This is a genomic window from Nocardia uniformis NBRC 13702, from assembly GCF_001613345.1.
In the GTDB taxonomy this organism is placed as follows: domain Bacteria; phylum Actinomycetota; class Actinomycetes; order Mycobacteriales; family Mycobacteriaceae; genus Nocardia; species Nocardia uniformis.
In genome coordinates, this window is sequence record NZ_BDCE01000073.1 from 103,813 (window position 1) to 121,527 (window position 17,715).

Annotated in this window: 19 protein-coding genes and 1 pseudogene; 12 read left to right on the plus strand and 8 right to left on the minus strand. The window is 65.0% G+C overall.

Annotated elements, in window-relative coordinates; all coding sequences use genetic code 11:
- Positions 1-214: 214 nt before the first annotated feature.
- Complete coding sequence (locus tag NU1_RS27905) at positions 215-685, plus strand: RDD family protein (RefSeq protein ID WP_067525987.1); 471 nt, start codon at positions 215-217, stop codon at positions 683-685.
- Between the two features lie 291 nt (positions 686-976).
- On the opposite strand, the gene NU1_RS27910 is transcribed toward NU1_RS27905, so the two are convergent.
- Positions 977-1,375 carry a MerR family transcriptional regulator gene (locus tag NU1_RS27910; RefSeq protein WP_067525989.1) on the minus strand — a complete coding sequence of 133 codons (399 nt, stop codon included), beginning with the start codon at positions 1,373-1,375 and terminating at the stop codon, positions 977-979.
- A gap of 278 nt (positions 1,376-1,653) precedes the next feature.
- Between NU1_RS27910 and NU1_RS27915 the strand changes: the two genes are divergently transcribed.
- Together NU1_RS27915 and NU1_RS27920 are read left to right on the plus strand one after the other, a co-directional pair.
- The gene (locus NU1_RS27915; protein ID WP_067525991.1) at positions 1,654-2,229 is read left to right on the plus strand and encodes a TerD family protein; all 576 of its coding nucleotides are present in this window, start codon (positions 1,654-1,656) and stop codon (positions 2,227-2,229) included.
- A 35-nt stretch (positions 2,230-2,264) separates the two neighbouring features.
- On the plus strand, positions 2,265-2,936 hold the full coding sequence (locus tag NU1_RS27920) for a TerD family protein (protein ID WP_067525993.1): 672 nt from the start codon (positions 2,265-2,267) through the stop codon (positions 2,934-2,936).
- Positions 2,937-3,077: 141 nt separating this feature from the next.
- Here the strand turns inward: NU1_RS27920 and NU1_RS27925 are convergent, their stop codons facing one another.
- From NU1_RS27925 to NU1_RS27940, 4 genes are all read right to left on the minus strand, one after another.
- On the minus strand, positions 3,078-4,499 hold the full coding sequence (locus NU1_RS27925) for an FAD-binding oxidoreductase (RefSeq protein WP_084521860.1): 1,422 nt from the start codon (positions 4,497-4,499) through the stop codon (positions 3,078-3,080).
- 52 nt (positions 4,500-4,551) lie between these two features.
- The gene (locus tag NU1_RS27930; RefSeq protein WP_067525996.1) at positions 4,552-5,238 is read right to left on the minus strand and encodes a Crp/Fnr family transcriptional regulator; all 687 of its coding nucleotides are present in this window, start codon (positions 5,236-5,238) and stop codon (positions 4,552-4,554) included.
- A gap of 78 nt (positions 5,239-5,316) precedes the next feature.
- A complete protein-coding gene (locus tag NU1_RS27935; protein WP_067525998.1) occupies positions 5,317-5,802 on the minus strand; it encodes a DUF998 domain-containing protein in 486 nt (161 codons plus the stop codon).
- A gap of 176 nt (positions 5,803-5,978) precedes the next feature.
- Positions 5,979-6,593, minus strand: a complete 615-nt coding sequence (locus NU1_RS27940; protein WP_212761198.1) for a GNAT family N-acetyltransferase — start codon at positions 6,591-6,593, stop codon at positions 5,979-5,981.
- 87 nt (positions 6,594-6,680) lie between these two features.
- Here NU1_RS27940 and NU1_RS27945 point away from each other — a divergent pair, with 87 nt between their 5' ends.
- Positions 6,681-7,487, plus strand: a complete 807-nt coding sequence (locus NU1_RS27945) for a TetR/AcrR family transcriptional regulator (RefSeq protein ID WP_067526001.1) — start codon at positions 6,681-6,683, stop codon at positions 7,485-7,487.
- A gap of 357 nt (positions 7,488-7,844) precedes the next feature.
- Here the strand turns inward: NU1_RS27945 and NU1_RS27950 are convergent, their stop codons facing one another.
- A complete protein-coding gene (locus tag NU1_RS27950) occupies positions 7,845-8,606 on the minus strand; it encodes a lysophospholipid acyltransferase family protein (RefSeq protein WP_067526003.1) in 762 nt (253 codons plus the stop codon).
- 283 nt (positions 8,607-8,889) lie between these two features.
- Here NU1_RS27950 and NU1_RS44375 point away from each other — a divergent pair.
- From NU1_RS44375 to NU1_RS27960, 3 genes and pseudogenes are all read left to right on the plus strand, one after another.
- A pseudogene (locus NU1_RS44375) lies at positions 8,890-9,168 on the plus strand (aminoglycoside phosphotransferase); the annotation flags it as partial.
- Positions 9,169-9,274: 106 nt separating this feature from the next.
- Entirely contained in the window at positions 9,275-9,817 is a 543-nt protein-coding gene (locus tag NU1_RS43500) for a phosphotransferase (RefSeq protein ID WP_245720357.1), read from the plus strand.
- A 194-nt stretch (positions 9,818-10,011) separates the two neighbouring features.
- On the plus strand, positions 10,012-10,698 hold the full coding sequence (locus NU1_RS27960) for a cysteine hydrolase family protein (protein ID WP_067526005.1): 687 nt from the start codon (positions 10,012-10,014) through the stop codon (positions 10,696-10,698).
- A 152-nt stretch (positions 10,699-10,850) separates the two neighbouring features.
- Here the strand turns inward: NU1_RS27960 and NU1_RS27965 are convergent, their stop codons facing one another.
- Together NU1_RS27965 and NU1_RS27970 are read right to left on the minus strand one after the other, a co-directional pair.
- A complete protein-coding gene (locus NU1_RS27965) occupies positions 10,851-11,252 on the minus strand; it encodes a DUF397 domain-containing protein (protein WP_212761199.1) in 402 nt (133 codons plus the stop codon).
- Between the two features lie 5 nt (positions 11,253-11,257).
- Positions 11,258-12,163 carry a helix-turn-helix domain-containing protein gene (locus tag NU1_RS27970; RefSeq protein ID WP_245720345.1) on the minus strand — a complete coding sequence of 302 codons (906 nt, stop codon included), beginning with the start codon at positions 12,161-12,163 and terminating at the stop codon, positions 11,258-11,260.
- A 643-nt stretch (positions 12,164-12,806) separates the two neighbouring features.
- On the opposite strand from NU1_RS27970, the gene NU1_RS27975 reads away from it, so the two are divergent.
- The 5 genes from NU1_RS27975 (at position 12,807) to NU1_RS27995 (ending at position 17,649) form a co-directional block, all read left to right on the plus strand.
- Positions 12,807-13,139: a DUF4254 domain-containing protein gene (locus NU1_RS27975; protein WP_245720346.1), complete on the plus strand. Its 333-nt coding sequence runs from the start codon at positions 12,807-12,809 to the stop codon at positions 13,137-13,139.
- Between the two features lie 304 nt (positions 13,140-13,443).
- Positions 13,444-13,665, plus strand: a complete 222-nt coding sequence (locus NU1_RS41825) for a hypothetical protein (protein ID WP_157553158.1) — start codon at positions 13,444-13,446, stop codon at positions 13,663-13,665.
- 569 nt (positions 13,666-14,234) lie between these two features.
- Positions 14,235-14,693: a hypothetical protein gene (locus tag NU1_RS27985; protein ID WP_067526014.1), complete on the plus strand. Its 459-nt coding sequence runs from the start codon at positions 14,235-14,237 to the stop codon at positions 14,691-14,693.
- Positions 14,694-14,785: 92 nt separating this feature from the next.
- Positions 14,786-15,118: a hypothetical protein gene (locus NU1_RS27990; RefSeq protein ID WP_067526016.1), complete on the plus strand. Its 333-nt coding sequence runs from the start codon at positions 14,786-14,788 to the stop codon at positions 15,116-15,118.
- Positions 15,115-17,649, plus strand: coding sequence for a TPR repeat domain-containing protein (locus tag NU1_RS27995; RefSeq protein ID WP_067526018.1), 2,535 nt, complete (start codon positions 15,115-15,117; stop codon positions 17,647-17,649). The genes NU1_RS27990 and NU1_RS27995 overlap by 4 nt, the downstream gene beginning before the upstream one ends.
- The last annotated feature ends 66 nt before the right edge of the window (positions 17,650-17,715 follow it).

Consider the following 17,715-nt stretch of genomic DNA (forward strand, 5'->3'; position numbering starts at 1 on the left):
GCGGCAGGCTTTCAAGGGCCTCACACCTCGGGTAGGCCGGTGGTTGATCGGAAACCATTGCGCCCCAGAGCAACCAGACGCAATGTGAATTGTCGGTGATATGTCGTGGTCCGCATCCCCGGTCGCCGTGATCTGTGAGATGCTCGGCCTGTCACGGTGTCGGGCGGTACACACACCGGGCGAAGACGCGGGGGGATCGATCTGAGGAGCAACGATGACCGCAGGTGGGTACGAACAGATTCCGGGGCGCTCAGTCGGCTTGACGCCGGGTGGGATCGGCAGCCGAGCAGCAGCCAGGTTCATCGATTGGATCATCGCCGGCATCATCGGCGGAATCCTGTTCTGGGTGCTGGACAGGGCATCGGATCTGCCGGGCTGGGTGTCGATCCTGCCCGGTGCCGGATTCGGTTTCCTGTACTTCGTGTTCTTCGAGGTAATCACCGGGTCGACACCGGGTAAGAAGGTTCTCGGCCTGCATGTCAACGGGCAAGGGGGAGCGGAGAAGCCGAGTATCAAGGAGTCGGCGCTTCGCAACGCGTACATGCTGTTCAACCTGATCCCATGGTTCGGCGGGATCCTCTGGTTCTTCTCGGCCATCGCGATCGCGGTCACGGTGAGTGCGAGCTCGACGAAACAAGGCTGGCACGACAACGTCGCGGGCGGCACTCAGGTTGTCAAACGCTGAATTCCTGACAGGGCGGATCCACTCGGGCTCGGTTCCCGCTGAGTAAGCCGAGACGGGCAGCTGTCCGTTCGTGGTCGGCTGCGTGGAACGCTTTGCCCCGCTCGGCATTCCGGAATGCCGGAGGGTATCGATATCGCTGTCCGTCGCTGGTGTCGCGCTGAATCGCACACTCGGCCCGCACCTTGGCGCGAAGTCGATGAGTTCTCGAGTTCGGGTTGGTTGGCTCGAGCAACCATGGTTCCCATCCGGTGCGGCCGACGCCCTGTTCAGCGCTCAGAGTAGTTTCGGCGCTCAGAGTATGGGGAGATCGGGTGGGATCTGGACCGCGACGGTGATCAGAGAGTGCACGCGGGCGGCGATGACGCTGAGTAGGCCGTGGATCTCGGTGGGGGCGGTCTCGGCAGCGTTGTGCAGGTGTTTCAGATCGTCATCGATGCGCGCGAGGAGTTCGCCGACGTCGCCGGGTGCGGCGTTGAGGGCGGTGGCGATCTCTTCCAGCGGTATGCCCTGGGCTTCGAGGCGTTGGATGAGATGGATTCGGTCGACATCGGCGGGGTTGTACAGACGATAGTTGCCCGCGGTCCGTTGCGCGGGGACCAGCAGTTCCATGGTGGTGTAGTAGTCGATGGTGCGCGCACTGACCTCGGCGCGGGCGGCGAGTTCGCCGATCCTGAGCAATGTTTCGGTCATCAGCGTTCTCCTTCCGCAGACGTCAACCATACAGTGCTACGTGCTACTGTGTGGCATGCCTGAGGTCGGTGGCGACAGACCGTGCGCCTGGATAGTGCCGGGCGCTGCACTACGTGCGCGGCAGGATTCCGCCGCGGGCGGGGTTGATCGAGTCGATATCTCATTTCCATCCCACCGAATACTCGGGCCACCGATCCGAACTGTCAGCCTTCGGCGCTGACGATTCGGGATCAGCAGCCCGGACGGGTTGCGTCAACCAACAGAGGAGGAGTTTCACTATGGGTGTGAGTCTGGCCAAGGGCGGCAATGTCTCGTTGTCGAAGCAGGCGCCGAATCTGACCGCTGTGTCGGTGGGTTTGGGCTGGGATGTGCGGTCGACCACCGGCGCCGATTTCGATCTCGATGCCAGCGCGATCGCGACCGGCGCGGACCACAAGGTGGTGTCGGATCAGCATTTCGTGTTCTACAACAACCTGCGCTCGCCGGAAGGCTCGATCGAGCACACCGGTGACAACCTGACCGGTGAGGGTGAAGGCGATGACGAGTCCATCAACGTCGACCTGTCCTCGGTGCCGCCGTCCATCACGAATATCTTCTTCCCGGTGTCGATCCATGAGGCCGGGTCGCGTCAGCAATCGTTCGGCCAGGTTCGCAACGCCTTCATTCGCGTCGTCGACCGCACCTCCGGTGCGGAGCTCGCACGGTACGACCTGACCGAGGATTCCTCGACCGAGACCGCCATGGTCTTCGGCGAGCTCTACCGCAATGGTGCCGAGTGGAAGTTCCGTGCGATCGGGCAGGGCTACGCCTCCGGGCTGGCCGGTATCGCCCGCGACTACGGCGTCAATATCTGAGTCCGGCGAATCCAGAGATCGGAACACGAACATCTATGGCGATCGACTACAACAAGAAACCGGACCCCGAGCCGTCGAATGAGCCGGGGGTGAACCTCAGCAAGGTCACGCTCACCAAATCCGCGCGCAGCGTCACGCTCACCAAATCCGGTGAGCGGCAAGGCGCGATGCGCGTGAACCTGAACTGGACCAGCGGAGCCCCCCGCAAAACCGGATTCCTGGCGAAACTGACCGGCGCGACCGGCGGCATCGACCTGGATCTGGGATGTCTCTACGAACTGGCCGATGGCTCCAAGGGCGTGATCCAGGCGCTGGGCAATAGCTTCGGGGCTTTGAACGAACCGCCGTTTATCGTGTTGGATGCCGATGACCGCACCGGCTCCGCGGTCGGTGGCGAGAACCTCCATATCAATCTCGCACGCCCCGAGATGTTTCGGCGGGTGCTGATTTTCGCGATGATCTACGAAGGCGCGGCGAACTGGGCTGCGGTCGACGGTGTCGTCACGATGTTCCCGACCGCGGGCCCGCAACTCGAGGTGCGCCTGGATTCCGCGGTCAGCGGTGCGCGGATCTGCGCGATCGCCTTGCTGAGCAACACCGGGCAGGGGCTGGACGTACAGCGGGAAGTCCAGTACATCACCGGCAACCAGGCCGACCTGGACCGCACCTACGGGTGGGGGTTGAACTGGGCGCCGGGCAGCAAATGACGACTGATTGACCGGGTATTTCGCCGCCCGGGAATCCGCCGGTACGGCGGAGGAACCGGTCTCGCAGCAAGGCTCGCGCTTTGCTGCGCGAATCCCGCTGCCGTGCGGACGGTTTGGTCGATCGGGTTCGTGGCCATGGGCTCAGCGGGGCGGTGAGGACGGTCGCACGTTCTGGTTCAGCCGGAAGATATTCTCGGGGTCGTACTCGTCCTTGAGGGCGACCAGGCGGCGATACTTCTCGTCGCCGAAGGCGGCCCGCACTCGGTCCTCATCGACGTTGGTGAAGAAGTTGAGTGCCATGCCCGACCTGGTCCACGGCCGCAGCGCCGCGGAGGTCCCCTTCACCCATTCGATATGCCGCGCGTCATCCTGGTCGGTCCAGATCCCATAGCAGTGGTAGAACCAGGGCGCCGATCTACCCCCGATCGGGACGGCGTCCTCTGCCACTTCCGCGACCGCGCCGCCGTACGGCGCGAGGATCGTGACGCTGGCCGGGGACGTGGCCGCGTCGGCGCGCTCGACGAGCGTGTCGATCGCCGCATCGGGCAGGCCGGTGAAAAGGCTGGAGGTCCAGTAGTTGCGACGTCCTGGTGGGTTGCCGGGGTCGGTAATGGCCTGAAGGTCGAGATACGGCATTGGTCCGACCAGGTCGACGGCCGGCTCGCCATAGGAGCGCAGCGGTGCGAGGACTTCCGGGCCCGCTTCGAGGTCTCCGAAGTACGCCGCGAGCAGGCTGACGGCCGGACGGCCCTGCAGTTCGGCCGGTACGAACGGGGCGGGAGGAGCCGTCAACATGATGAGCCCTCCAGCGACCTCTCGCGGTGCGTCGGCGATGAAGTCGCGGAAGTGGCGACAGACCTGCGGGGCTCGTTCCCGGGGGTAGATCAGCATGCCCCCGTAGATCGTCGGCCCGACCGGGTGCAGCTGGAGCTCGAACTCGGTAACGACACCGAAGTTGCCGCCACCGCCCCGGAGGCCCCAGAAGAGCTCGGGATTCTCGCCCGCGCTGGTGGTCAGGATCCTGCCGTTGGCCGTGACGACTCGGGCCGAGACCAGGTTGTCGCAGGCGAACCCATGCATCCGCTCGAGCCATCCGCTGCCGCTCCCGAGCACGAAGCCGGCGACTCCGGTCGTCGTCATCCGGCCGCCGGTGGTGGCGAGGCCGTGCGCCTGGGTGGCCTCGTCGAGTTCACCCCACGTCACGCCTGGTCCCACGCGCACACGTCGAGTGTGGGGATCGACGGCGATTTTCTTCATGGGTCGCAGGTCGAGCAGGAAGCCGTCATCGATGGCGGAGTAGCCGGCGACCGAGTGACCGCCGGCGCGGACCGCGATCGGTAGCCGAGCGGATTGCGCGTAGAGCAGTGCCGCGACCACGTCGCCGTCGCAGGTTGCCCGAGCGATCACCGCCGGACGGCGGTCGAACATGGCGTTGTAGACGGCTCGAGTCGCGTCGTACCGCTCGCCGTCGGCGGGTGTCAGTATCTCGCCGGCGAAACCGGCGCGGAGCTGCTGGAGGTCGGTGACCTGGTCAGGACTCCGGGAAGGCGTTGTATGAGTCATGCAAAGACAGTGCTCGCACGATGGACGGCGAGCAGTGACGTACGTCACAAATTCAGGTGCCTGCGGCTTGCTCGAGTGCTGCTCGGTCGTGGATGTGGAAGTGACCGCCCCGGTGGCTGATCGCCCCCGCCGCGGTGAGCGCCACTAGTGCCCGGTTGACGTTCTCCCGGGAGGCCGCGACATGCGAGGCGAGCTCGCCCTGCGACAGCCGCAACGTGATCGAGATCCCGTCCGGGGTCGCTTCCCCGTATGCGTCAGCCAGGGCGACCAGCGCGCCCGCGACCCGGCGACCGATGGGGTCGAACGCGATACGGCTGAGCGAGCTTGCCGCCGCGACGGCTGTGATACTGATTTCCTCCAGCATCCGCTGCATCGCGGCGGGGTGGCGAGACAGGAAGCTGAGCAACGGCGCCCGCCGCAACAACAGGCACGTCGTCGGGGTCATCGCGTCGAGGCCGAGCCAGCGGGTGCCGCGCGGATGGAAGAGCCCGACCTCGCCCGTCACCGCGACCGCGGGATAGACGGCGAGAATGACTTCGCGGCCATCGGCGCTCACCCGGTAGGCCTTCAGCTGCCCCTCCGCAACGACCACGAGCTCCTCGGCCTGCGCGCCCTCCACCCACACCACTTGTCCGCGATCGTAGGTGCGCTCACGAAGGTCGGGCAGGAGCTCCTCGACATCCGGGATCGAGAGGTCACGGAAGATCGAGGTCTGGAGCAGGATCGCGGCCCGGTCCACGCGACGAGCCTAGCGCCGAACGGTTGGGCATTGTCGTAGTCCTTAGTCCTTGGTCCTAGTCGTGATGATCATGCCCGGTTACCGGCTCGGTGCTCGACGGATCATCAGGCAGCCCAGTACTGCGAAGGATGCGATCATCGGGTAGCCCGAGATCCGCTCGAACAGGCCCGATACCTCCAGATGGTCGGTGGCGGGCATGAGTGGGGCGGTGACGACGCCCACGATTCCGACAATCACCGCGATCGAACCCAGTCGCGGCCACTGGTTATTGCGCCGCAGGGCGACTCCGAGCAGGATCAGGCCCACGTTGCCGCCCACCAACAGCAGCAGCGCACCCAGGACATGCGGTCCGAGTGCGACATCGTCGGGGAACAGGCCGACGATCATCAGCCCTACACCTGCCCCGCCCCGCAACCACGCCGCTCCGCGGCCGACACGGTCGCGGGGGAGCGCGGGCACGGTCAGGACGGTACCGAGGAGTATGCAGGCGCCGGCGATCGTCCAGGAGATGTTGGCTGCGGCATGCCACGGGGAGCACACGAAGGTGGCATAGCGGGGGCGCACTCGGTCGATCCCAGACTGCTGATCGCCTGGGCGATGGGATCGTATGCCGGGTCGGCCTATCGGGCGGCCACGACCCAGTTGGTCACGAAGAATTGCAGCGACGAGATCCACAGTGCGGCCCCGAAAACGACCCGGCTCCGGGCGGCGACGTTCGTCCGGTTCAACGGTAGCGAACCTTACCCGCGAAACCACATCGGCAACATGGTCGGACCGTCCTCGGGCAGTGGAATCGGTTCGCCCACACGGATGAATCCACACCGTTCGTACAGCGCTGCCGAGCGCTCGGTGCTCGCCTCGAGATAGACCGGAACCCCGGCTCGCTCGGCGGCCGCCAGGCGATGAATCAGAATCGCCCCGCCGGCCCCCGAACCGCGATGCCGTGGCACTGTCGCGATGGACTGGAGATAACGGTGCGGGAACTCCTCGGGGTGGCGCGCCGCGAGTGCCCCGGTCACCGTGGCGAGGCGTCGAAACGGTGGAACCGGCGTGTGCTCGAACAGCTTTCGCGCCCACGAGACTTCCTGCTCGCCCTGCTCGCTGTCGGTCACGGTCCGCCACAGGGAAACCGCCCGGATGTCGTCTCCGACAGCCGCGACCCACACCTCGTCCTCGTGCAGTGCGTGTCGGATCAGCTCCGGTACGTGTTCGGTGCGCCAGCGCTGTGCGATTTCGGGGTGGTCCTTCATCACCCATGTCAAGACCGCTTCGTCGGCGGTCGCTTCGGCGAAGACTTCCGTCACCCGCGAGGCATCGGCTGCGTCCGCCCGGCGAACCGTCATTTCGATGTTCATACTCATCCCTTCGTGAACAGTGTCCTCAGCACTCAAGCTATGGACTCAGTAGCGAAGATTCGACAATTTCGTCACACTTGCTGTGTGATGAAAACCGAGCCGTGCTGTGCGATCTGCCGTGCGGCGCTGGTCCAGCCCCTACGCGGGCGACGCCGCCGCTACTGCTCACGCTCGTGTCAGGCCCGCGCCTACCGGGCTCGCCGTGATGCCGTGCCGCCGCGTCCGCGCCGCACCACGCGCGTGCATCGGCTCACCACCGTCGGAATCACCCGGGCCGCCGTCGAATTGGCTGATCACGAGGGCCTGGAGGCGTTGTCCATGCGCCGCCTCGCCACCGAACTGGGGGTGGCCACCGCCCAGCTGTACCGCTATTTCGACGACCGCGACAGCCTGCTCACCGAGATGGCCGAACTGGTATTGGCCGAATTTCCGTCACCACCCACGCGATTCACCGGCTGGCGGGACCGGCTCGGTGACCAAGCCCGTGCGGAATGGCAGCTCTATCAACAACATCCGTGGATGTTGCAGGTCCTCGCCGACACTCGCCCACCTGTGGGTCCGGCGCTGCTCGACATCTTGGAGCGCTCCTTCACCGCTCTCGACCGCCCGCACATCCCCACCGAAACTCTGCTGGCCATCTACCTCGCCCTATCCGGCCTGGTGCAGGGTCTCGCCCTCCTGCCGAACTCCGAGCCCGCCGCGGTCCGAACCGCCGCCCCGGCCGCCGAGACCTTCCGCACCGAGGCCTTGGCGCTGATCGCCCCGCACACCCACCCCACGCTGTCACGCCGCTTCGCCGATACGGCCGAAGAATCGGGCTTGGACTTCGATCGCCTGCTCGACCACGGCCTCACCCTGCTGTTCGACGGTATCGCCGTTCGCCACTTCCAATGACAGCCCTGACCGGCGCACGAACCATCAGCCCTCACGCGATGCGCAGGCGGTAGTGGCGCTAGCCCGGGCGACGATGCACCCTGCGTGGAGATGATCGTCGCTCCCAACAGCGCGCACCTTCCGGAGGGCCAGCACGTGGTCGTCGCCGGGAAGCGGCGCACCCGCGTGATCGCCGCGCGAAAGCCCGGTACGACAAGACTCTGGCCAACCAATGCACCTGTCGCCGATCGGCGGCCGTTGGCGAATCGCGGCAGCCGAGCCGACCGATTCAGCTACATTGCCGGGACGCCGCGAATCAGAAGATGAGTCTCTGATTCTTCGGCTGTCAACGGCACAGCACCGCCTCCCGACCGTCGTTCAGTAGCCCGCGACCGCTCCGTCGAGCGCGGCCTGCAGCTCGTCGCGCACCACGCGCATGATGTCGGCGGGTTGTGACGGCAGTTCGGCGACCGGCATCCCGAAGTAGAAGCTGGCCGAGTGGACATCCGCCTTGCTCAGTTCGGCGGCGGGATCCGGCCGCGGGCCATAGCTGAGTCCGAGACTGACCAGCACCGGGTCCGCACCGAGTTCGCGAGCGCGATTGACGATGTGCCCGATACCGCCGCCGAGATCGAGCACCCGCGTGTGGTCGACAACGTTGCAGGTCCCCTCGGGGAACAATGCGATGCTGTCGCCACGCGCCATCACTACCGCGCAGGTATCGATCAACCGCTCCGACGCGGCGTTGACCGAGTTGCTCTCATGATCCTTGCTGCGGAATACCGGCAAGCCGCCCATCATGTCGAGGGTGTTCCGCATCTTGGGGTTGGCGAACACTTCATGCTTGGCCAGCACTCTGGTGTGCCCGATCACGGGCCGCAATGGACTGCGCCGCGCCGCCGCGCTCACCGTATAGGGGTCCTGCTCCGACAGGTGATTTATGGAGATGAGCAACGGCCGACCTGCGGAGATGAAGTCCCGCAACCCCTTCCGCGCCCCCGTCGCGAAGCCCACCCGCGGCTGGAAGCGACGCCCGAGCAACCAGTACGCCGCCTTCGCCTTCACCAGATTCTGCCGATGATCGCGGTAGTAGTCGTACACGGCGTCATAGTTCTCGAGGGTGACCTCGGGGGGCTTCATACCAACAGCGTATAGCCGGCAAACTACTGCGGACTGCCGCACAGCTCCAGCCCCCGTGATGATCATCGACCGAGATCGACCGCGGCACCGGAGTGAGAATTCTGGGAACCGCTCCAGCGCCTCCGGTGCGGGACCAGGCTCATCGAGGGGGAGGGGGCGCGCGACCAAAGCAGGCTTGTGGCGCCCTAGAACGTCGGGTCGCTGACTCGAGATCAGTTGGGGTCCAGCCCAGCCCGTTGCGAAGATCAGCTGCGCTGCTGCGATCCGGTTAGGGTTGAGCAGCATGACGCACACCGAGATTGAGGTCACTGCGGAGTTGGTCCGGGATTTGCTGCGTGACCAGCACCCCGACTTGGCTGACTATCCTGTGCGGCTCGGTGCGCGGGGCTGGGACAACCAGATCTGGCGGCTCGGCGACGATCTCGCGGTTCGGTTGCCATGGGCGACGGAATCCGCCGACGGATTGCTGCGCAAGGAGTACGCATGGGTACCAGCCCTTGCGCCGCGCCTCCCACTGCCAGTTCCTGTTCCGCAGCGCCTCGGCGAACCATCGGAGCGGTTCCCTCGTCCCTGGATCGTCACAACCTGGGTGCCCGGCGAGCCCGCCGACCGTGCTCCCGTCACCCGTCACCCGTGGCCCGGAGTCGGCCATCGCGCTGGCCGCGTTCGTGAGCGCGCTTCATCAGCCCGCCTCGGAACATGCACCCGTCGGCCGAGACCGGGGAGGGCCGTTGGCCGTCTCTTCGGAGGGGTTCACGCGGCTGCTTTCCGAGGCCACCGAGTTGGGGCTGATTCCCGATCCCGATGCTGTCCGCGCAGTCTGGGAAGACGCCGCCTCCGCGCCGGATTGGGACGGTCCTGCGCTGTGGCTGCACGGCGACCTGCACCCCGCGAACGTCCTCACCACGGAAGGAAGGCTCTGCGGCGTGATCGACTTCGGCGACTTGTGCTCTGGCGATCCGGCATTCGACCTCGCTGCCGCGTGGATCCTGCTACCGGAGGGAGCCTCCGAGCACTTCCACAACCTCCTCCAGTCACGCCCGGACGCCGCGACCTTGCGCCGCGCCCGCGGATGCGCAGTACTGAAGGCCCTCGCCGGCATCCTCATCGGAGACGCCGGAGTCCACGCCCGCCCCGGCGGCAAGCCCACCTGGGGCCCGCCCGCCCACTCCGCACTGCAACGCCTCGTCGATTCAGCCCACCGCTGGTGAACCGCGAACATCCCTCAGCGCCATGACCGTTGACGACAACCGCGGCGAGAAATGGCAGCCAGCCCGGCCAGCGCGAGCTTCTCACCGACCAGCGCAATTGGCCGCCATCATCGGTTTCGCCGCCGAGCTCCTTGCCCGAGTGGATGATCGATAGTGCGTTGTCGGCGCGCGGCGAAATGAGGAGATGATGTGCGGTGAATGACCTCGCGGTGTTGATGATCGACGTCCAGAACGGCTATCTCGTCGACGACCGTGTGCGAGATGTCTTGGGGTGGCCGCCGATCTGGCGATTGGACGAGGTCGTCGGCGAATGCTCCGACCTCCTGGCCGCCGCGCGAGCCTGCGGGATTCCGATCGTGTACTCGCGGGCGATCACCAGTCCGGCCGGTGCCCTGGCGGCCAATCCACGAGCCGCCCGGCACCAGCTTTCACGCGCTGCGCGCTTACCGGAATTGACTGCCGCACAGCGTGAATGGCGTAGTCAGATCATCGAGACCGTCACGCCTGCACCCGGTGATCTGGTACTCAAGAAGACCCGACCCAGCTTCTTCACCTACACCGAACTCGACCCGATCCTGAGAAGCCTCGGTGCCCAACGCCTGCTGATCGCCGGACTACAAACCAACGTGTGCGTCGAAGCGACCGCACGAGCAGCGTTGGACCACAACTACGAGGTGGCCGTCGCCGAGGACGCCGTCTCCACCGACGGCCCAGACCTGCACCACAGCGCACTCAATTCGATGCGCGTCCTCTACATCGAGGTCGCGCCCTGGCGCGAACTCCTCGCCGAGGACGCCCCCTGGGATCGGGCCTTCACCACCGCGAACTATGGCCGTGACCCCGCGTACTGGGACGAGACATCCACCACGGCCTCCCCGTGATGGCGGGTCGTCGAGGCAAGCGCCAGGATCGTCGTCCATTGAGACTTCGAGACAGGAGCGCGGCAGGAACGGCCCGAACTCCAGATTCGGCGATCAGCCCGCGTCGACTACCGCGAGCGCCGTTTCAACGCCGTGCGCACCGCCGAGCAGGACTATGCGGCCTCTGCTCGGCGTTCGAACTCTCCTGCGGCGAGACCTGCGCGGAAAGCCTCCCACTCGTCTGTTGTGAATATCAGTGTGGCTCCGTCGTTTCCACGCAGCACCACGCCGCCGCCTTCCGGCGTGAACTCCACCTCAGGGGCGGCGACAACCAGCTGATCGGTCGGGTTCAGTACCAGTGCCGCAAACGTAGCCCAGGCGGTTGCTGGCATCTCGATGATCGGCTCGTCCTCGGGCCGGTTGCGCGGGTTGCGCTCGTACTTGCTGTCGCGGAGGAAGATATTCGGGTCGTCTGCTTGCCGTCGGACAAGGACACACTGGCCGCCGCCCTCGCTGAACGACGACTTGACGTACCCGTCGCGTGGCCTGCGCTCGGTCATGGTCCTGCTCGCCATCTTGTTCACTGCTCCTTCGAGATGATCTCGATATTCCGTGCGATGAGCTTCCGGCTTTCGTCCGGGGGTAGTGCGATTTCGTGGAGTCTGCGCCAGAGCCGCTCATGGTTGGCGACCTCGGTGTGGTCGCGTAACAGCACATCCTCGGTCAGGGATTCGACCATCACCGCAGGTGGGTCGCCAGCGACGAATTCGTAGATCTCCCACGGTGATCGAGGTGCCCGGACGCCGAGTAGTTCGCCGCCGACCGGCAGGATTCGAAAGTCGACCTGGCCGTTGGTATCGATGAGATCCAGTAGATGCTCGAGTTGTTCGAGCATCGCCGGTTTGGGAACGACAACCCGCCGAACAACGGTTTCTTCGACGACAACCTCGATGCGCGGGCCACCGGGGACGAATACCTCCTGCTGGCGACGTTCACGGGCCCGGACGTCGATCGGGTTGTCCAAGGAATGATCATTGGTGACCGAGGCGTTGTGCCGCGCTCGCAAGTACGCCGGTGACTGGAGCAACCCGGGGATCAGGGAGAAGTCGTACCAGCGGATCGTGCTTGCGCCGGCTTCGAGATCCGCGGGCAGGGCTTGACGCGGCGACAGCCCCTTGAATGCGCGGCCTTCCCACCATCCCGACTGGGCGGCGTCACGGGCCAGCGCGTAAAACTCCTGCCATCGGGCGGAGTGCTGTTCTATACCCAGGTGTTCGGCGATCGAGATGCTCACGTCGGCCGCGACCCGTCGCTGACCGGTCTCGATCCTGGTCAGCAGCGTCCGATCCATCCCTATAGTCTTCGCGACCTGCTGGATCGACGAGTCCTGATCCTGCCGGAGTTGGCGCAGGGAATCACCGAGATGAAGCCGCCGACTGTACGGGGAGTAGCGCTCGGTTTTGGTCGGGATAGGCGCTTGCGGCACTGGTCACGCCTCCTCTTCTACACAGTGACAATTTGTCACAGAGGTCTCGCTGTCACAGAATAGCCCGCTGCGGCCGTCCGGCACCATGGCCGACCACCCGCCATCAATGGGCAGAATCCGGCAGTTCGACGCAATAGTTCCCGCCTTTTCGGAGTTCTATTGCACCTTGCGATGCACTGTGACAATCTGGCACAGAGTAACGCACTGTGAAAGCGACATTCGAGTCATCCCGTACACGACACCGATACAGGTGGGACTGATGACGCTCGATCCAGGTGGAAGTTCACGCGCCCCGGCGATGCGGCAGTGCCGCCATCGCGAAAAACCTCACGCATCAACCTCGACACCCGGCCGAATCGGCATCGGCCAGATCAGCAGGCTCGCCGCGCCGTTGACGCCGCAGCAAGGCATTCGAGGCGGAGCTGCTTCGAGCCGTTTACGGTCGGCGAAGCGGCATATACGCCATCGCCGTGCGCACCTCTTGACGGAGTCGAGTCCGCTGAACCGAAGCGGTGAAACACCCTGTCCTCCACCGGATGAGGGGTGAAATCCGATGGAGTTCTTCCCGACCAAGCACCGAATCCTGGCGGCATGCCGCGGAGACGTCCAGGACGATCACCCTCTCCTTCGGTGGGCGCTCGAGTTGTCAGAGCTTCACAAGCAGCAGTTGGCGGTGGATGAAGTTGTGCGGCCAGAGATCGATCAGCGGAGAGCCGAGCTGATCCGTGCCATCGATGAATGGATTGCGCGGGTATTGCCGCCCTCGTTGGGTTGCGCTCGCTTGCACACCGAGACGGTGGGCGCGGTCATCGACCGGCTGGCGGAGTTCAGCGCCAGCGCTTTCGTCGCACTGGCCAACCCCCGTGACGGCGAGCCATTCATCGCCTGGGAACGGTTGGCCGAACTGGCCGTCGCTTTCGAGGACCTCACTGACGAATTGTCTTCGGGCAGGCGGCGATTGCCTTGTGCGCCATGAGAAGTCTCGCAGTGCCGCATCGCCGAGAGTACCTCGCTCGCTGCGCAATTGAGCCGAGTCGCCGCCTGCCTTTCACGCGGCACTCGATCGTCCAGGATCGTCCGCCCGACCCGAACCCGGGCGAGGTCGCCGAGGAGATCATGGTGACCGCACAGCGGGTAGCAGCGATCAGTCGGTGTTGCGGTGAGTATGTCGCCTTCGGGCACACCGGTCGCGTGGTGCGAATTGGCCACCACCGACGGACCGGCGCTAGTGGCCGGCCAGTTCAATTTCGCAGGCAGTTCCGCAAGTTCAGGAGGGTGTGATGGTGACGGCGATAGTGACATTCCTGTCCGGCCTCGGCCTGGGTGGGGTGGTGGTGTGGGCGCTGGTGTCCTACACGGCGCTGAATCCCACTCCATCGGTGACACCGCAGGAGTGTTGGACAGTGGAGAGCATCAAAGCGCGGATCGAACGCGAATGTCTCCGGGAGCGGCTGGAGGCGAATCGCTCCGCGCAAGCGGGTGACTCGGTGAGGTGCGGATGACCGCCCGCACCGAAATCCGAGAACGAGACCTGTTGGGCCGAAACCGGAGACCGATGATGTCCGCTCCCGCTTTGCCTCACATGTTCGTGCACGCCGATGGCGAGCTGGCCGAGTACCTGTGTCACGTCGAGCTGCTGGGTCTGACGAGATCCCGCGCGGAGGTGTTGCACGCCTTGCATCACGGCTGCCGTCGTGAGGATTGTCTGGTCATCGCGGCGACCGAACTTCACTTGTCTTGATCGCCAAGCGAACTCGCCTCCGGGGCGGGCGCTCTGCCAGGCGAAATTCTTCAGTTCCGTTGAACCCGAGAACTTTTCAGTTCGTTCCAGGACGAACGCATCCTCGTGCGCGATCAGGTGGGCTGGCAGTCCGGCATCATGCTTCTTGGTGATGAGGTCACCGTCGGCTAGGCGTCCGAGTAGCGCGACGGTCCCACTCACCGAAACGACGTGCTGACCTGGAGCAACAAACGTTCTGACCCCCTTACCTCTCCTTCCCGAGTAGCCGGGGACGCCTCCCGTACTGTGTCCTGAAAGCAGACATAATCTGGGCAGTTAGGGGGATCACCTATGGGTTCAAAACCATCGAATCCGCCCACGTACACCGAGTCACTGGGCACAAAGCTGGACAGGCTGGCCGATGCCCTGACGACTGGTCACGCCATCGCCCGGGCCGATGGCGTCCACGTGGATGTTCGGACCGACGGCCACGTCACGGCCGTCCATGTCGACGAGGATGTCTTTCCGGGTGGGCGCCGGTTGGGTCCGTTGCTGACGCGCCTGCTCAACGAGGCCCGTGAACAAGCCCGAAGTCAGGCAGATGACCTGGTGCGCGAGGCGTGGACCGACCCGCGCGTCCGCGATGTCGTCGACCAGGTCGGCGACGCTCCCGAGCGGTCCCTGCCCGCACCGGTGGACCCGGCGAGCGCACGTTCGGCTTCCCACGACTACGGGTACAGCAACCCCGATGACGAGGACTACAGCCCGCTGCGGCCCCGTTCTCGCATCTCAGCCGACGACCAGTGGTAGCCGTTCATGATCTCGAGCGGATTGGCATAGTCACCGGTCCAGTAGAGTGACCTGCGGAAACGGACTGGTACGCACCCGAAGGGGGATCGGCAGTGGGGTACGACGCCGAGGACTTCATTCACGTCGATCCGGAACGTACGCGCGGTTTGGTCACCACCTTGAACTCCGCCGCTGACACTTTGGCAGGGATTCGCGCCGACGACCAGGCGCTCGAGTCCGCCATCACCATGAGTTCGCTGCTGCCCGGTACCGCAGTCAATTCCGCGTGCCTGTCCGGTGCCACCACGGCGACGAACGCGTTGCAGGCGGCCACGGAGCAGGTGCGGGTGCTGGCCGTGCGCACCGACAACGGCCTCGCGACGGTGCTGGCGCAGGAAGCCGAGACGGCGGGCAAGTTCACGCAGCTGGGCCAGGAGCAGCGATGAGCGGGGTCCCGATCCCGACCGTGTCGCAGGTACGAGCGTGGGACCTCGAGGCGCTGGCCCGCCAAGGCAGTTATTGGACGCAGCAGGCGTCCCGGTTCAAAACCGAGCTCGACGCCGCGCATACCGCCGTCGGCAACTCGGTGGACTACCTGGTCGGGAAGTTCGGCACTGGTGCCCGGGACAAGGGCCTGGTGGTCCGAGACCAGGGATACAAGGCCGCCGACGCGCTCGAGGCCGCCGGTGAGCGGATCACTACCGGGATAGAGCCGGTTCGGTTCGCCAAGACCACGGTGACCGACCTGCTGACCACGATCACGTCCGGGGGTTATCTGTGGGGTGAAGACGGGTCGGTGACGCTGTCACTGTCACAGCTGGCCAACGCCATGGCCGACAAGGACCGCGACGCCGCGGTCATCAAGCTCGCGGCATTGCAGCGGCAAGCCGATCAGTACGCGACAGCGCTCAAGGCCGCGCTGGCCGCGGCGGGCGTAGCAGCGCAGAGCGTGGCCGACGGTGTCAACGAGGCCATGGCCGAGCTGCCGAACGCGGGCGAGGGCGCGGAGAATCCCGCCGTCAACGCGGTGACGGGTGAGCGGCTCGGCGAGCAGGTCAGCAAGGGCGGCGAGATCCCACCGGAGGTGCTTGCCCAGATCGACCAGGTTTTCGACCAGACCAGCCTCTCCGATGCGGAGAAAGCCGCCTTGCAGGCAGGGGACGCCGTCGTTGTCCCGGCGTCCACGCTGGAGTTCACGCAGAAGTTCCTCGACTCCGCTGGCCCCGACGGATTCACCCGGCTCAGCGAGCAACTCAACGCGCAAGGACCTGACGGGCAGGCGAAGGCACAGGCGCTGGCGAACTCGGTCATGCTGCTGTCGAATGAGAACGTCAAGGGCGTCAAAGCCGATGGCAAACAGATCGAAGGCGGCTACGAGCAGCTGCCGCAGGAGTACCGCGACATCCTCTCGAGCCGCGTGGTCGAACCCGGAGTCGAAGTCCCCGGGGTAGGCAACGACGGCAACACCACTCGGTACCCCGACCCGAACGGCCTGGGCCAGTACCGCGCCGGGACGGAATTCACCAACAACCTCATGGGCCTGACCAATGCTCTGGCGCTCGCCGACGATGAATACGTCCCGGGGACCAAGCTCAGCACGGAGCTGTACCGCCAAGCCGGGCACACCGCCTGGCTCATCGACGACGTCCCCAACCAACCCAACAGCGATGATGTGCTGGGCCGATCGGTAACCAACCTCGTCGACATCGCCTCCCGCAACGAGGAAGCGTCCGCGATCGTCCTCACCGGCGACGGCACCCCCGACCAATTGGGCGCGGGCTACCACCGAGACTCCACCGTTATGCCGCTGCTGACCTATGACTGGCCCGACACCGAGGACGCGCCGATCAACAAGGTGTTCAGCTGGATCGGTACCGACGCCATACCGACCGATCCCAGCGACCCGGCACAGATCGCCGCTGCCGAACGTGCCGGGAAAGCTGCGTTTGGGCTGACCGAGGTCATGTCGACCATCAACTCCGGAGCCGACGGCACCAACAACTACAACGACCTGCTCAACATCAACGGCACCAACGACGCTATAGGCCAACGAAACCCGGAGCTGACCCAAACTCTCGCCAAGGCGCTCATGCCCTATGTCGGTGATTTCGTCCAAGCCGGACCCGAACTGACAGGCACCCACGGATTCCCCGGGCTCGACCCCGTCGAAGCCACCCGAGTCATGACCATCCTCGACTCCGACCCTCGTGCGTCGATGCTCATCAACAGCGCCGCCCTCGCCGAAGCCGAACGATACGACCGGATGTTCGCCACCCAGGAAACCAGCGACCCGGAAAGCGGCAGGAATTCCCTCGGCCGTAGCTCCGGGCAGCTGCGCGGACTCATCGAAGCCGGTCTCAACGCCGAAATCGCCGACCGCAACCAAGATAACCGTGACGACCAAGCGGCTACCAATGACCTCAAGAACCGATACTCCGCGATCTACACGGGTGCGGAGATCATCCTCGGTGCACAAGGGTATCCGGGAGCGGTCGTAGCGGCGACCGGCGAACTCTTCAAAACCGACGTTATCAACGGCATCGTCAACGACCAGGGTGAATACGTCAACCAGACTCCCACGCCGCAGTTCAAGGGACAGCCGTTCACCCTGGTCGATGCCGGCAACAGTAATCACCGCATGTACAACATGATCGACGAACTCATCCGACAAGGGCGACTCGATCCAGCCACGTTGCCGGAATCGGAGAGAGCGCTCGGTCCCGACAACAATCTCCTGCCCTACGGGAAACTCACGGAGAACAACAATCCCTGGCTGACGAACAACGGATCGAACGTGCTCAGCAAGGCAATGCCCGGTGACCACGACCCGCTAACGCACTATCTGCGCAATGCCGCAGAGGGAGCGAATGAGCCCTTCGCCATCGTTCAAACCGGAAGACAGGACTTCTTCGACGGCTTCACCTCGGTCCTCGTCAACGGAAACTATGTCCCCACCGACAACCACTGGATCAAATAACATGAGCCACAAGGTATTGCGCACGGTTTCCCTCGCAGCCGCTATAGCCGCACTCCTTGCCGGATG

Coding starts and splice junctions, on each gene's coding strand:
- NU1_RS27905 (WP_067525987.1), top strand. CDS start 215: ATGACCGCAGGTGGGTACGAACAGATTCCGGGGCGCTCAGTCGGCTTG.
- NU1_RS27910 (WP_067525989.1), bottom strand. CDS start 1,375: ATGACCGAAACATTGCTCAGGATCGGCGAACTCGCCGCCCGCGCCGAG.
- NU1_RS27915 (WP_067525991.1), top strand. CDS start 1,654: ATGGGTGTGAGTCTGGCCAAGGGCGGCAATGTCTCGTTGTCGAAGCAG.
- NU1_RS27920 (WP_067525993.1), top strand. CDS start 2,265: ATGGCGATCGACTACAACAAGAAACCGGACCCCGAGCCGTCGAATGAG.
- NU1_RS27925 (WP_084521860.1), bottom strand. CDS start 4,499: ATGACTCATACAACGCCTTCCCGGAGTCCTGACCAGGTCACCGACCTC.
- NU1_RS27940 (WP_212761198.1), bottom strand. CDS start 6,593: ATGAACATCGAAATGACGGTTCGCCGGGCGGACGCAGCCGATGCCTCG.
- NU1_RS27945 (WP_067526001.1), top strand. CDS start 6,681: ATGAAAACCGAGCCGTGCTGTGCGATCTGCCGTGCGGCGCTGGTCCAG.
- NU1_RS27950 (WP_067526003.1), bottom strand. CDS start 8,606: ATGAAGCCCCCCGAGGTCACCCTCGAGAACTATGACGCCGTGTACGAC.
- NU1_RS27965 (WP_212761199.1), bottom strand. CDS start 11,252: ATGGCGAGCAGGACCATGACCGAGCGCAGGCCACGCGACGGGTACGTC.
- NU1_RS41825 (WP_157553158.1), top strand. CDS start 13,444: ATGGTGACGGCGATAGTGACATTCCTGTCCGGCCTCGGCCTGGGTGGG.
- NU1_RS27985 (WP_067526014.1), top strand. CDS start 14,235: ATGGGTTCAAAACCATCGAATCCGCCCACGTACACCGAGTCACTGGGC.
- NU1_RS27995 (WP_067526018.1), top strand. CDS start 15,115: ATGAGCGGGGTCCCGATCCCGACCGTGTCGCAGGTACGAGCGTGGGAC.